Genomic DNA, 14,877 nt, shown 5'->3' with positions numbered 1-14,877 from the left:
TGCTATTTAATTAATTAGTTGTTTTTTAGTAATTACTGCGCCATTTGATAGTCCTACTTTAACAACATATACCGCAGTACTTAAATTTGTTAGTTTATATGTTTCTCTTTGGTTATTACCTTTTAAATCATATAACTGTCTTCCAAATAAATCGTAGATAGTTATAGTTTTTATATTAGAATTTTCAGTAGTTATAAATTGAACATCATCATTTTCTAATTGAATGATTTTTAATGAATTTGAGTTTAAAGCAACATCATTAATTGATAAAACAGTACCATTATTAAATACAATCTCAAAACGGTCATTGAATTCTCCAGCTTCAGATGTAAATGAGTATTCAGCTTCAGATAAATTATGAGTTATATTAAGTAAATTATCTTTTAAATAAACAGTATTTCCTGATAAAAACTCTCCTTCAAATTTGTCAATAGAAATTGTGTATGATACTTGTTGAGCTGAAGATTTTTTAAAACCTAAAGAAATAATCTCATTGCTATTTAAACTACCAGCTTCTTTACCTTGTATTACAAATTTTTTAGAAACATTTTCTATAGTAGAATAAATAAAATCACCAGTTTCATATAGTTTCTTAGCATCATAAGTTAAACCATCGTCTTCATTTGTTGCCCCATCAACGTAACCAACTAAAACCTGGCTAAATGTGCCATTATTAGCAGTTAAATTAACCCATAATTTTTCATCTGTGTTTGTTAAACCTTTTGGTGGAACATTTTTAGATGTTTTATGGAATTGAGCATTACTGGTTACGTCTGCCATTCTTATGTCATTATTAAATGTAGCATTACCAGATGCTTTACTTATTACAATAAAACTTTGTCCTGTAGGCGCAAATCCGTTAATGAATCTTTCTGAATCTGTACTTGAATTTACAGTTCCTGTAGCATTAAATGGAATGTAATCTGCTGAAGAAAATTGACCATTAACAGGCGCTGTTTCTTGAGACCAAAAGTAAGCAACACCATGAATAACATCACTATTAGCTCCGAAGAATTGATTTAAATCAATAGCAGATGGATATGGGTTTCCTATTAAATTCCAGTTTTCATCCCCTCTCGCAACATCATAATTAACAGGAATTGAAATATCACCAGTATTAAATTCACCTTCAAAAGTTACAGAATGCACACCATTTATTAGACCTACGGCACTATTAGCAATATAACCTTTTCCAGGAGTCATGATTCCAGATGATGCTCTAACCCAACTTAAAGACGCTGCATCAAGATAAAATTTACTCCAAATATCTCCTAAAGGGATATTAATATCTAAGTTAGCAACAGGTGAACTCCAGTAGGTATAATAATACCATTGGTTTTTAAATGGAGTCTTTTTGTTTACTTTAGAAGTTCCGTTTAAATTAAATTCACCATCATTTCTTTGTACAAAAGCACCTTTAGTTTCAACAACAATATTACCCTCTCCAAAAGTATCATAGTTTACTTCAACAAAAGTATTATCATCTACTGTTAAGGTATAGCCTGAATTAACTTTTAAAGATTTACTTCTAAAGCTTGTTTGTTCTCCACCAACTTTGGTGTTATAATCACTATTAAGTATCGCTTTCATACCTAAATTAGGTATTTTATCCCAGCTAGTTCCGTTCCAAGTTGCATATTCTGATAGGGTCCCTTTAAAACCGAAATCTCGAATTCTAAATTCAGTATCGCTTCGTGTAGCATTCCATCCATAAATTCTAAAAGTAATAGCTTCAGAAATATTTTGAAATTCATCACCAGTTAAATCAATATTTGTACCACCATCATCTGAATTTAATACATCTCCAATGTTAGATGCATAGTTATCAATACTAGATCTAAATACAAAATCAAGATCTCCATTTCTATCACCTGCATTAAAGAAGAATTCTTTAAAATTAATCTCGTAACCACTATCTGGGGTTAATGTAAACTCAAAATATTGATTTCTTGATATATCTAAGGTTCCTGCCTCACTCCAACCTATAGCCTCGTAATCATCATCATCATCATTACCATCAACACCATCACCTCTAGATATTCCTGATACCGTTATGTTATCTATAACCTGATCGCCATTGGTAAATGGATTAAATCTATTTGGATTGTCTCCATCTATATTATTTTGCCAAATAAAACCTTCTATAGTTATGTCGTCATCTTCTCTGTCATCTTGAGAATAATACCATATACCTATAGCTATTGAATAAATTCTGTAATAGTAACGAGTATCTAATTGAAGAAGGTCGTGTATGTAGTTATTAATAGTCTCAACATTTACTGCGGTTAATAACACTGTTGCATTACCAATAGTATCATCTTTTTGATAAAAGATTCCATCTTCTGGTGTATCAAAATTATTATTAGTATTGTAAACTAACATTAAATTATCGTTTAAGCTATTAGCTTCTGCATTAAATGTTATGCTGTTATTTATGGTGCTTGCAGTAACTACGAAACTTGCAGGTGGCTCAACAGCAGCAGTTGTTCCATTTGCTTCTATACCTACAGAAAAGCTGTCTGCAGATACAGACCAGGCTTTAAAATAGTAAATTGTGTTTTGATTTAATTGTGGTAAAGTATTGCTATTAACAGCATTTGCATTTCCTTCAAAAATAATTGTACCACCGCCATTTAATATAATGTTATTATTAGCATCTCTTGTTGGCATCCCAAAATTATTTGTGGTGTTGTAAGCTACTAATATATTATCTCTATCAGCATTTGCAGTGGCAGCTAAATCTAAAAAGGTATAAGGATTATTAGTTGATTGGTTTACTGTAAAACTTGCAGGATTATCAATGGCAGTAACAACTGTAATGTAATCTATTTTAGTTATCGTATCAGAATCAATGCTATTAGTGGCAACTAAAGTAACTGTATAAGTACCTGCAGTATTAAACGTAACTTGTGGGTTTTGTGAAGTTGATGAGGTGCCGTTAACATAAGTTATATTTGCTGGGTTTGAAAAAGACCATGCCCAAGAAGCTGGATTATTTTCTGACTCATCAGTAAAAGATACCACATCTCCCGTAAAAGTTGTAGTGTTATCTGCTGAAAAATTAGCTATTGGAGCTATAGCAGTAAAATTTCCTTTTAGTCTAACATTGTCTATTTCATGTGTTTCATTACTAGCGGTACTTAGAAATGAGATATAAATTTCTATGGTATTGCCAGTAATTGATGTTAGAGGTTTACTGTAGTTACCATCTGCTAGTTCTCCGAAAAATTGAGCATCAGGTACATCAACAAGAATTCCATTATCATTTAAAATATATTGAAATTTAATATAATCTAGATCGCTACCTGATGTTTCCAAACCTCCAGAAAAAATAATATCAGCACTTAATTCCAGATCGGTATAGTTAGAAATATTTATTATATCTGTTTTCCAATAGGCTATATCTCTTTTCGTATCTTCAACTTCAAAATGGTTTCCATTACGAACCTCAAATCTTGCTGGAATATCTCCTGGTGTGTTTGTATTCCAGTCTGTACCATACAGGTCTGTTCCAGAAGTATCTCCTTGATTTTCATCCTCAAAATCTTCAAAGAATAAATCTTGTCTATTATCTACAATTCCTTTAACTACAATGTTGTCTAACCATAATTGTTCATCATCTCGATTAGAATTGTTTCTGAATCTTACTAAGATTTGGCTTGAGTTAAAATTAATCGTAGAAGATGGCGTTATTGTTACTTCTTCGTCAGAAACACAAATATTTTTTGTAAAATTATCACCGCTTCGGTATTGTTTAATAGTTTCCCAATTACTACCATTATCATCGCTATATTCAATAAACCATCCTTCATCATTTTCCATTTTATCATTTGTCGCGTAATTATATGTTATGGTAACATAGCTGTAATTAGAAAAATTATATGGATCAGAGGTTAATTTTGAACTAGAATTACCATTTCTTAAACGAACAGATTTATTTCCACTTGAGCCATTAAGGCATGAAGACCAACCACTATCTCTTATTTCTGAATTTCCTCCTCCATCATTCCAATCACCAAAACCTTCTTCAAAATTGTCTGAGGTTATTTGGGTTGTAGTTTGCGCTTGAGTTAAAGTTGTTACACCAATTAAAAGTAGGAGTGCAAATAAGATTTTCTTATTTAATGTAATTTTCAAATTCATGTTGTTAATAGTTTAAATTGGGCTTTAATCTAAAAACTTAGAGGGATCGTTTTTTAGAGAGGGATTTTAATCGATGTTTTTATACTTTATATCTATTAATCGTTGTTTTTTGCATTTCAACAAATTGATTACTAGATACTTAGCAAAGATACAGGCGACTAAAAGAATACAATCTTGTTTTTAGTTTAAAAACAATTTACTGTAGATGAATTTGTTTATAAGTATAGACGAATGGTTTTGGTTGTTTTTTATGTGTGTTTTACAACTGAATTTTTGGTATTTAAACCATAATTTTTCTGGTATTTTTATCCTTATGCTGTCCAAAAAAACATTTAGATATAAAAAAACCGCTATTGGTAAAACAATAGCGGTTTTTTGAAGCAAATAAACTTACTTTTTTATGGCTTTTTTAGTTATTACTGCGCCATTTGATAATTCTACCTTTGCAACATAAACTGTACTACTTAAATTAGAAAGCTTAAAACTTTCCTTTTGATTGTTGGCTTTAAAGTTATAAAGCTGTCTGCCTAACAAATCAAATATAGCAACGTTTGTAATGTTTAAGTTTTCAGAAGTACTAAATTGAACTCGATCATTGTCTAGTTCCATAATTTTTAATGCTTTTGAGTTTAAGGCAAAATTGGTGTTTGATAATAACGTTGCATTAAATACAATTTCAAACCGGTTGTTAAACTCACCAACTTCAGAAGTAAACGTATAATTGGTATCTGTTAAATTATGTACTCTATTTAATAAGTTATCTTTTAAATAAATGGGGTTGTTTGTTAAAAAATCTCCTTCAAATTTCGCTAACGATAAGGTGTATAAAGTAGCAACATCAATATTGGTAATAAAACCAAGTTTAACAACGTCATCAGTATTTAAGCTACTGGTTGCTCTTGATTGAATAGCAAGTTTTTTTTCTGAATTTTCTGAATTTGTAAATAATGTAGCAGGAAAATTAGTAGCTAAAATTCTTTTGGCATCATAAGAAGAGCCATCATCATTATTGGTAGCACCATCAACATAAGCCACTAATATTTGATTAAATACGCCATTATCTGATGTTAAATTAACCCATAGTTTATTCGAATTTGTGGTAGATTTACTTTTAGTATTCACGTTTTTAAAGAACAAAGAATTACTGGTAGCATCTGCCATTCGCATAGCATTTGTAAAGGTTACAGGTTGGTTATCTAAACCTTCAATAAAAAAGCCTTGAGCTGATGGTATATATTGGTTTGGAATATCTAGACCCCCGCCTGCAACCCCTGAACCTGCACCAACTGCATACATAGCATAATCGTTTTGACTAAAATTTTGTTGTTGGTTTCCAGCATTACCTGTATCTGGAGGAGATGCTTGCGACCAAAAATAAGCAACACCGCCTATAACGGCTGAGTTTTCAGTATGAAATGCTTCAAAATCTATAGCGCCAGGATATGGGTTGCCTATAAAATTCCAGCTTTCTCCAACGTTTGCTGCATTATAGGAAATATCAGTTGTAATATTTCCAGTATTAAATTGTCCTTCAAAAGACGCTGTTCCTGTACCTCCAGGCATATGAAACCTACTTTCGGTAGCCGCATATCCAACACCTGGAGTCATAACTTCTCCACCTGGAGCAATCGTCCAATCATTACCATCATCATCAATATCATTACCATCGGTATCTAAATAGTTAGTAGCGTTAAACCTAAAGCGTCTATCCCCTGGCGCATCTGGGAAAGCTCCAGCAACAGTTTCATCTACAACAGGCGAACTCCAATAGGTATAATAATACCAAGCATTTTTAGTTGCAGTTTGTTTAATTACACTAGAAGTACCATTTAAAGTAAATGTACTTAAGTCATCAGTTTGCTTAAAATTTCCTTGAGTTTGAACAATTAAATTACCATTTACAGTAACATCGTTTATAATTTCTATATATCCACCATTAGCAACAATTAATTCATTACCTGAGTTGACTATTAAGCTACAAGCAGTAAAACTATTTAAAGAAGTTGCTATAAAATCGTCATCAATTATTGCAATGGTTGATGACGATGGCGTTCCATTATCCCAAGCGCCCGAAGACCATGTTGAAATAAAAATACAACAAAATGTAGCGTGTGTTCCCAAATCAGACCAGTCGTCACTAGCTAAAACTATCCATTCACTATTATCCATTGTAGTTCCTGAAGAATCTATCCAATTTGTATTAGGACTACAGATATTGTTTTTTCTAACTAAAGTATAATCTCTTGTTGCATTTGTAGTTCCGGCTACATCCCATCCAATCCCAGGGTCAGTTCCATCAGTTCCCACAGAATCAATTAAAATAAATGTTCCAGTACCATCATCTTTAGCTAAACCAACTGCATCATTTCCATTCCAAGAAACTACTCCTGACACTAAATTTGCAGCTGCTAAAATTATAGGATTAGCAGAATTGTTGGCAATAATATAAGTATTACCATTAGATAATGTTCCAGTTAAGCTGATTATGGCTTCTGGCCATATTCCACCATTAGAAACCCTCCATATTCGATAATTTGCTAAATTAATATCAGATCCGGTACCATTGAAGATCTCAATGTATTTATTATTACTTGTGCCTTCTCCATATTCAGAAATAATTAAATCAGACATTTGCCCAAATCCTAAATTCAGGCCGCTAATAAACGCAATAAAAAAAGTAATAGATTTTGTGAGAGTGATTTTTTTCATATGTGAGAGTGATTTTTTTCATTTTAGTAAGATTGTAATATCTAAGATTTGGGTTTTATGAGTTTTAATATTTTTAATTACTATTTCAATTGTTATTTTTGATGCATCCTATGGAGTCAAAAAAAACATATACGGTACAAGAGGCCACAAAAAAATTGGAACATTATTGCGCGTATCAAGAACGGTGCCATCAAGAAGTAAAGCAAAAACTAGAGTCTATGCACATGATACCCGAAGCTATCGATATAATTATAGTACACTTGCTTAAACATAACTTTCTTAATGAAGAACGTTTTGCCAAAACATTTGTTCGAGGTAAGTTTAGAATTAAGAGTTGGGGACTCCGCCGAATTTCTTACGAACTTAAGAAAAAAGACATTAGCAAAGTTAATATAAATCAAGCACTTACAGAAATAGCAAATGAGGATTATATCGAGGTTTTTAACATATTAGCTGAAAAAAAAGCAAATTCTATTCGAGAACCCAATGTTTTTAAGAAACGGAAGAAATTAGTCGACTATCTGTTGTATAAAGGCTGGGAAACGCATTTAGTGTATGATAAAGCCAAAGAGCTTATCCCCTAATGCCATTTTGGTGTGTTTTAATTATGGCTTGTTTATTCTTCCAATCTATCCATTTTTGGCCTTTTAAACGGCGCATTACATTATCTATATTGCGCATAATAAATACATTGTAAACAGCTTTACTTAAGTTTTTAGGGTTTCTAGCAATAGCACGTAAACTCATAGAAAAACCCGGAGTTATATAACGCATGTAATGCCAATAACCTTCGGGCATATACAATACTTCGCCATGGTTAAGCTTACAAGTCCAGCCAGTTGCTTTTTTTAAAGCTGGCCATTTTTCAAAATCGGGGTTATTAAAATCAATATCTTCACGGGTAATTAAAGCGTGCGGTACTTTGTATAAGTACTTATTTTGATTTTGGTCGAATAAAATAATTTGCTTTTCGCCTTCAAAATGAAAATGGAAAATGTTAGCCAAATCAATATCGTAATGCATAAAGGTGTACGAATCGCGTCCGCCAAAAAAGAGCATAGGAATGCCTTTCATTAGGCGTAACCCAAAATCTGGAAACGTAAAATCTTTTTGTAACTGCGGAATTTCTTTAATGGCATTCCATAAAAAAATGCGGTATTTGGTAGGCTCGCGTTTTAGCAAATCTATATAATCTGCCAATTTCATTTTTGCATGCGCTTGGTTAAAACCATCCTTATAATCAACGGGTCTATTATCATAAAGTGGGATTGTAATATTGCCACCAACAGATTTCATGTAGTCTAAATTCCACTTTTTATAAGCTGGCCAATCCTCAATAAAACGTTCTATAACCACTGGTTTTTGGGGTTTAAAATAGTGTTTTAAAAAGTCCTCCTTAGTAATAGTTTTTACTCGCGGAATGTCTTGTAAGTTTAACGACAAAGTTTCAGATTTAGAAATATAAAGTTAAGGAAACGTTACCATATTTAAAATAGTATTTTGGGCGTTTCCTATAGGGTCGGGCTATTCGCTCCAAGTCCGCGCTCGTTCCTCGCTATGGCTTTACGCTGCTATCCCTAACACAAAAGCAAAGTTTATTAATTAAACTTATAACGCACACCAAACAACACATTGCTTGGCGGCATAGGTATGATTCCACTCTCTATATAATCGGCATCAAAAATATTACTTGCTATGGCTGTAAACTCAAATTGTTTTGAAGTTAAAACAATGGAAGCATCCCAAACATTATAGCTTAAACCTTCTGTACGTTCAGCATGTTTGTATATCACATTAAAATTTAAATGTTTTATGAGTTGTGTGCTTAAACGCGAGGTAAAATGATGCTTTAATGAGTTGATGCTATATCTAGAAAAGTTTAGGTTTAAATCGGCTACTTCATCTTCAATAAACACATATCCAACGGATAGGTTTTGATTTAAATTATTCATTTTAAAATTATAACTCGTATTCACTTCAAACCCTTTAGTATATAAATCTCTTAGGTTTGTAGCCATAAAAGGATCGGTTTCAATATCCTTTACATAATCAATTAATTTACTAGCATCTCTGTAAAAAAATGCAAACGACCCAGTAAATTTTGGTGTGTTATATTTTGCGCCTAACTCACCAGAAAGTGCTTCTTCAGGTTTTAAATCTGGGTTACCTTCTGTAGCAGGATCTCTGTAAAATAAATCTGTATAGGTTGGTATTCTGTAAGTATAACCTGCGTTACCATAAAGTTTAAAATTGTTAGTTAATTTGTAACCAACATCTATACCTGGAAATACATGAAATTTAAAATCAGAAAAATAAGTAACAGCAACACCAGGAGTTACATCAAGTTTATCGTTTAATAATTTAAAACGGTGTTCTAAAAACATATTGGTCATAAAACGGTTTCTATTACCTAAATTATTGCTACGGATATAAATTTTAGAAACATCTACTCCAAAACCAGTTACCCCAATGGCAGATGAGTAAGAAGCATTAACTTCGGCACCCATTTTATCTGTAATATGTAAGTTTCTATAAAAACCAGGATCGTTGCGGCGTAATAAAAACATATCCTGATTTCGTTTCCAATATACGCGAGGTCTTATTTTTAATCTTTCATTTTTAAATTCTGAAGTAAAGGCAATTAAACTATTTTGCGTTTCTTCATATTCATTAAAAGTGGGGTTGGTGGTATAAAAGTTTTCTGCTCCAAAATTTCTATCTAAAAAAGTAGCAATCATCTCAATAGGCTGCACATTTTTATTAAAAACACTTTTAATGAAGTAGTTAGAATTCTCATAATCTGTATTATTTCTGTAACCAGCAGATGTTAATTTTCCAATATGGATAATATGAGATGAGTTTTCTAAATCGGTACCAACTGTTAAAGAACCATTTAACTGCCCAAAAGAGCCAGTTTCTACATTTGCAGAAACCGAGTTTTTTAACTCTTTTTTAGTTACAATATTAATAGCACCTGTAAAGGCATTTTGTCCAAAAACACGAGCAGCAGGACCTTTAATAATTTCAATACGCTCAATAACTTCTATAGGTAAAGAGGCATTCATGGTATGATGCCCAGTTTGTGCATCGTCCATTTTTATACCATCTATAAGTAAAAGTGTTTGATCAAAACTACCACCTCTAATATATAAATCTGCTTGACTACCGGCAGTACCACGGCGTCTTATATCTACGCCAGCGACTTGTTGTAATAAATCTGCTAAATTATTGGTAGCACTATTTTTAATATCTTCTGAAGTAATGATATCAATGGTTCTAGAGTTTTCTTTAAAAGGTAAATCGATTCTTGTTGAAGCTATTACAATGGTATCTAAAGCTTGTTTTGGTTGTTGCTCTTGAGAAAAAACAAAAGCATTTACAAGGTATATTATGATTAAAACTAGTTTTAATTTTGGCATTTTGGTGTATTTTTAAGCGAACAAAGGTATAAAAAGTTAAACAAAACTTGAGTTTAAAACCGCTTTATTGCTTTTAGTTGGTGGTTAAATTAAATTCGGTATCGCAACTATTACATTTATACTTGTCTTTAGAATAAAAAGGTAGTGTGCCAGATATAAACCCTAATAGAAATGCAAAAAACGATTTAAAATCTTTAATTGTAGAAAATAAATGAATCTCATCACCCTTACAGTTTGGGCAATGTATGGCGTTGCCATTATCATCCAATGAGAATTTTTGTATCGACTCTAAAATATGTTGTGCTTTTAAGGCGTCCTTGGATAGCACTTTTATTTTCACGCCTCCAATAGCATGACTAACGAGTGGGTCTGTATCAATAGTTAAGTTATCCGAAAGAAAAACTTCAATACCTTCTGCTTCCAGTCGGCCTTTTATAATTTGAGCTTCGGTAGAATATTGAAATCTAGCAATGGTTTTAAAAGTATCACTCATAAATACAAAGGTAACAAGAACTTTTATAATTTTTTAAATATGAATTTTGTTATTAATTATTGTTTATCAATAATTTTTTATACATTTGTTATCGTTAAACAATAATTTTAAAATGAGAAAGTTAATTATCCTAAAAAGTTTACTTGATTTTATTTGGATTTTCACCTGCATTCCTTTGATAGCATTATTACTTTTTTTTAGTTTTTTTATGTTCATAAATCCCGAATCATTAGATATGGTTTTTGATACGGATAAAAATAAAGCTCCCGTTACCATACAAATATTTGGATTGTTATTAATAGTTATTTGTTTTGTTGGGATTTATTGTTTGTATTTGTTTAGAAAAATTTTAAGATATTTTCAGCAAGCAAAACCATTTCACGTAGATGTGATAACCAATTTCCATAAAATTGGTTATTTGCTTTCCGTAATAGGAATTGGTGGATCTGTTTTGTTTTTCATAGCAAGATTAGTTATTAAAAATGAATTAAAATTCAATCTCGGTATAAGTCCTTATTTAATGCTAGTATGTTTAGGTTTATTTTTTTTGGTAATTGGTGAAGCATTTAAAGTAGCGAAACACGCAAAGGAGGAAAACGATTTAACTGTATAATTATGAAGGATAATACTCAAATACTCTCTATTATTACGTATGTGGTTTTATTAGCATCCGTATCTATTTTGCTTAATGATATGCGCGAGTTTGATTTTAATCAATTTAAAGCGTTTCAAAATTGGGCCAAAATAGCCAATAAGAGTGATAGTTGGTTCACGTCGCAAAACGTTATTCAATGGAGTTATTATGCTATAAGTGCTGGACTCTTTTTTTGGAGAGGCTACCTTATTTATGGTTTTACTTATTTTTTGTGTATTCTGAAAGAAGTAGAAAACGGGAATTTTTTCAGTGAAAATAATATCAAATATTTTAAAAAAATAGGAGATATTTTTATTTGTTATACCATTAACGTATCAGTATTACGCTTTTTATTAGCTACCGTTGGAACCTCTACTTTTAATGTTTTTAATTTATTGAAAACAGAAATTTCTATACTTATCCCTTGTGGGTTAGGGTTTTATTTATTGGCTGAAATATTTAAGCGAGGAAAAGAGGCTGAAGAAGAAAACGAATTAACCATATAAATCATGCCAATAATAGTAAACTTAGATGTAATGTTAGCCAAACGTAACATGAAGAGCAACGAATTGGCTGAAATTATTGATATAACCCCTGCAAACTTATCTATTTTAAAATCAGGTAAAGCTAAGGCAGTACGGTTTTCTACTTTAGAAGCTATTTGCAAAGCATTAGATTGCCAGCCAGCTGATATTTTAGAGTATGTTGAAGATTAGTTTTTGTATTTTTGGAATACTATAAAACAAATTCTTCATGAAAAACGCTTACTTTATTATTTTATTTATTGTTTCAAGTTTTGCTTTCTCACAAAACAACCACATTGTAAAAACAGATGATGGCCGACGCGTTTTGCTAAAAGCCGATTTTACTTGGGAGTATATAGATGCCGAAACACCAAAAGGGAATAACATAGTAAAAGAGGTTGCAAAATCTAGTAAAAACAAAAGTTGTGAGCTTCCTGCGGATTTTAAAGAACCCGAGTTAGATAACAAAATACAAAATCAACTTAAAAAAGGTCGTGCCACCATGAGTCATGTTAAATTAAAGGTAGCTAAAGATTATAAATGCAGTGTTGATGATGTGTTGTTACTATCCGTATCCGAGCAAAAATCTAAAGGCATATACGATTTTTGTGCTAACGGAAAACGTGTAACTTATAAGCGTGTTGGTAATTCCATTATAGAAAACGGAAAGCTTTTTTAAATTTTAAATTTATTTTTTAACATAGAATTTTATTAACAATGCTAAATTTTTAAAGGCGTACTTTATATCTTTACTAGCATGTATGCCCTAGTAGATTGTAATAATTTTTATGCGTCTTGTGAACGTGTTTTTAACCCTAACTTACGTCATAAACCCATCGCTATTTTAAGCAATAATGATGGCTGTGTTATCTCACGAAGTGATGAAGCTAAAGTTCTTGGTTTGCCTATGGGAGCTCCTATTTTTAAATGGGAAGCTTTTTGTAAAGCAAATAACATCCAAGTGTTTTCGTCTAATTATCCTTTGTACGGAGATATGAGTAGTAGGGTAATGAAAATTTTAGAACATTTTACACCCAATCTTGAGGTTTATAGTATTGATGAAGCTTTTTTGGAGTTTAAAGGATTTGATAATTATAATTTTAATGATTACGGCATTCAAATACGAAAACGCGTTTTAAAATGGACAGGTATTCCTACGTGCGTGGGTATAGCGCCAACAAAAGCTTTAAGTAAAGTAGCCAATAAAATTGCTAGAAAATTTCCTAAAGAGACCAACGGTGTTTATGTAATAGATTCTGATGAAAAAAGAATTAAAGCTTTAAAATGGACTAAAATTGAAGATGTTTGGGGTATTGGCGGTCGTTTAGCAAAAAGGCTTCATGTTAAAGGCTGCAAAACAGCATTAGATTTTATACAGCTACCAGACGATTGGGTTCGTAAAAATTTTTCAATAACCGAATGGAAACTTAAAAAGGATTTAGAAGGTGATTCTAAAATACGATTAGATGAACCCAAAAACAAAAAAGTTATCGCTACCACTCGAAGTTTCGAATATACCTATTCAGATATTGATAATATTAAAGAACGTATCTCTACGTTTGCAACCCATTGTTCAGAGAAGCTACGTAAACAAGGTTCTAGTTGTCACGTCATCATTGTTATGTTGAGAAGTGATAGACATAAAAAAGATTTAGAGCAGCATAGAGCGAGCGTACAAGTAAGTTTACCTTATCCAACAGATTCATCATTAATTATAAGTAATGAAGCTGTAAAAGCAGTTAAAACTATTTTTAAAAGTGGTATAAAATATAAGCGCGCGGGTGTTATAGTTGCCGGATTAGTTCCTAATGATAATTATCAGTTGGATATTTTTGAGCATGAAAACCCAAAACATAAATCGCTCATGTTTGCTATTGATGGCTTAAATAAAAAATACAAAAATCATAAAATAAGATTAGGGAATCAAGATTTAAAACGTACTTGGAAAATGCGTCAGGAGCGATTATCTCCAAGATATACAACCAATATTAATAATATAATAAAAGTAAAATGTTAATTTAGGCGTTACCCAAAAGGGTCGGGCTTTACGCTATATCTTTTTTTCGTACCTCAAAAAAGGATGCCGCTTCAATCCCTAACGTAAAAAAAATAAAACCACGATAAAAAAATGATACTTCACAAATCTGAAAATCTAATCTTTTTTACTCCAAAAATCACAAAAAACTCAGGAGCTAATTTTTTTAATACCGGAATTTCCGCTGGTTTTCCTTCACCTGCAGAAGATTTTACAGAAGAACGTTTGTCTCTAGACAACGAGCTTGTTAAAAATAAAGAAGCTACTTTTTTTGCACGTGTTAGTGGGCAATCTATGGTAGGAGCAGGGCTTAACGATAATGATTTACTAGTAATAGATAAAAGTTTAGAGCCTGCTAATAATAAAATTGCGGTATGTTTTTTAGATGGTGAGTTTACCGTTAAGCGGTTAAAAATAGATAAAGAAGGGCTTTGGCTGCAACCTGAAAATCCCGATTACCCGAGTATAAAAATCACACAAGAAAACGATTTTATTATATGGGGTATCGTTACTAATGTCATTAAAAAAGTTTATTAAAAATAATTCATAAAAAAAAAGCGAAGATTCAACTTCGCTTTTTTTTATTTAAATTTTATTTATTATTAGTCTGCTAAAACTATCAATTTATTATTTTTCAATTCTAAAGTACCAGAATTTATTTTTAATAAAGTAACACCTTTATCGTTTTTAGTAAATTTATTTTTAACAGCATCTTCTAACTCTATACTTCCTGAAATTTTAACAAACCCTTCTTTTAAAATAGATACGATTGGTGCGTGATTATTTAACATTTCAAACTCCCCATTAACGCCAGGTACAGCAACGCTAGTTACTTCTCCGTTAAATAAAGTTGCTTCTGGTGATACAATTTCTAAATACATTTTTTAAGTCTTTAGTTTGCAGTCTTCAGTCTTCAGTCA

The 14,877-nt window shown here is 31.6% G+C and carries 13 protein-coding genes; 7 read left to right on the top strand and 6 right to left on the bottom strand.

Going from position 1 to position 14,877, the window contains the following annotated elements; translation table 11 throughout:
- Positions 1-6: 6 nt before the first annotated feature.
- Together AC1XJX_RS01515 and AC1XJX_RS01510 are read right to left on the bottom strand one after the other, a co-directional pair.
- Positions 7-4,143 (bottom strand): PKD domain-containing protein, encoded by a 4,137-nt coding sequence (locus AC1XJX_RS01515; RefSeq protein ID WP_482002193.1) that lies wholly within the window; start codon positions 4,141-4,143, stop codon positions 7-9.
- Positions 4,144-4,533: 390 nt separating this feature from the next.
- Positions 4,534-6,852 (bottom strand): lamin tail domain-containing protein, encoded by a 2,319-nt coding sequence (locus AC1XJX_RS01510; protein WP_482002192.1) that lies wholly within the window; start codon positions 6,850-6,852, stop codon positions 4,534-4,536.
- Between the two features lie 110 nt (positions 6,853-6,962).
- Between AC1XJX_RS01510 and AC1XJX_RS01505 the strand changes: the two genes are divergently transcribed.
- Complete coding sequence (locus AC1XJX_RS01505; RefSeq protein ID WP_482002191.1) at positions 6,963-7,436, top strand: regulatory protein RecX; 474 nt, start codon at positions 6,963-6,965, stop codon at positions 7,434-7,436.
- Here AC1XJX_RS01505 and AC1XJX_RS01500 read toward each other — a convergent pair.
- The 3 genes from AC1XJX_RS01500 to AC1XJX_RS01490 all read right to left on the bottom strand — a co-directional run bounded on the left by AC1XJX_RS01500 (position 7,426) and on the right by AC1XJX_RS01490 (position 10,764).
- Positions 7,426-8,295: a cupin-like domain-containing protein gene (locus AC1XJX_RS01500; protein ID WP_482002190.1), complete on the bottom strand. Its 870-nt coding sequence runs from the start codon at positions 8,293-8,295 to the stop codon at positions 7,426-7,428. The two genes, AC1XJX_RS01505 and AC1XJX_RS01500, sit on opposite strands and share 11 nt — an antisense overlap.
- A 155-nt stretch (positions 8,296-8,450) precedes the next feature.
- Positions 8,451-10,271 (bottom strand): TonB-dependent receptor plug domain-containing protein, encoded by a 1,821-nt coding sequence (locus tag AC1XJX_RS01495; protein ID WP_482002189.1) that lies wholly within the window; start codon positions 10,269-10,271, stop codon positions 8,451-8,453.
- A gap of 73 nt (positions 10,272-10,344) precedes the next feature.
- Positions 10,345-10,764: a putative signal transducing protein gene (locus AC1XJX_RS01490; RefSeq protein ID WP_482002188.1), complete on the bottom strand. Its 420-nt coding sequence runs from the start codon at positions 10,762-10,764 to the stop codon at positions 10,345-10,347.
- A gap of 112 nt (positions 10,765-10,876) precedes the next feature.
- On the opposite strand from AC1XJX_RS01490, the gene AC1XJX_RS01485 reads away from it, so the two are divergent.
- The 6 genes from AC1XJX_RS01485 to AC1XJX_RS01460 all read left to right on the top strand — a co-directional run bounded on the left by AC1XJX_RS01485 (position 10,877) and on the right by AC1XJX_RS01460 (position 14,494).
- A complete protein-coding gene (locus AC1XJX_RS01485) occupies positions 10,877-11,377 on the top strand; it encodes a DUF2975 domain-containing protein (RefSeq protein ID WP_482002187.1) in 501 nt (166 codons plus the stop codon).
- Between the two features lie 2 nt (positions 11,378-11,379).
- The gene (locus tag AC1XJX_RS01480) at positions 11,380-11,904 is read left to right on the top strand and encodes a DUF2975 domain-containing protein (protein ID WP_482002186.1); all 525 of its coding nucleotides are present in this window, start codon (positions 11,380-11,382) and stop codon (positions 11,902-11,904) included.
- Between the two features lie 3 nt (positions 11,905-11,907).
- Entirely contained in the window at positions 11,908-12,114 is a 207-nt protein-coding gene (locus AC1XJX_RS01475) for a helix-turn-helix domain-containing protein (RefSeq protein WP_482002185.1), read from the top strand.
- Between the two features lie 37 nt (positions 12,115-12,151).
- On the top strand, positions 12,152-12,601 hold the full coding sequence (locus tag AC1XJX_RS01470) for a DUF3157 family protein (RefSeq protein ID WP_482002184.1): 450 nt from the start codon (positions 12,152-12,154) through the stop codon (positions 12,599-12,601).
- Positions 12,602-12,679: 78 nt separating this feature from the next.
- A complete protein-coding gene (locus AC1XJX_RS01465; RefSeq protein ID WP_482002183.1) occupies positions 12,680-13,939 on the top strand; it encodes a Y-family DNA polymerase in 1,260 nt (419 codons plus the stop codon).
- Positions 13,940-14,050: 111 nt separating this feature from the next.
- Positions 14,051-14,494 (top strand): LexA family protein, encoded by a 444-nt coding sequence (locus AC1XJX_RS01460; protein ID WP_482002182.1) that lies wholly within the window; start codon positions 14,051-14,053, stop codon positions 14,492-14,494.
- A 65-nt stretch (positions 14,495-14,559) separates the two neighbouring features.
- Here AC1XJX_RS01460 and AC1XJX_RS01455 read toward each other — a convergent pair whose 3' ends face one another.
- Entirely contained in the window at positions 14,560-14,838 is a 279-nt protein-coding gene (locus AC1XJX_RS01455) for a F0F1 ATP synthase subunit delta/epsilon (RefSeq protein ID WP_482002181.1), read from the bottom strand.
- Positions 14,839-14,877 lie beyond the last annotated feature (39 nt).

It is taken from the genome of Flaviramulus sp. (assembly GCF_982512915.1).
Note: the sequence above shows the minus strand (reverse complement) of the source record. Positions and strands in the feature narration are given on the sequence as shown.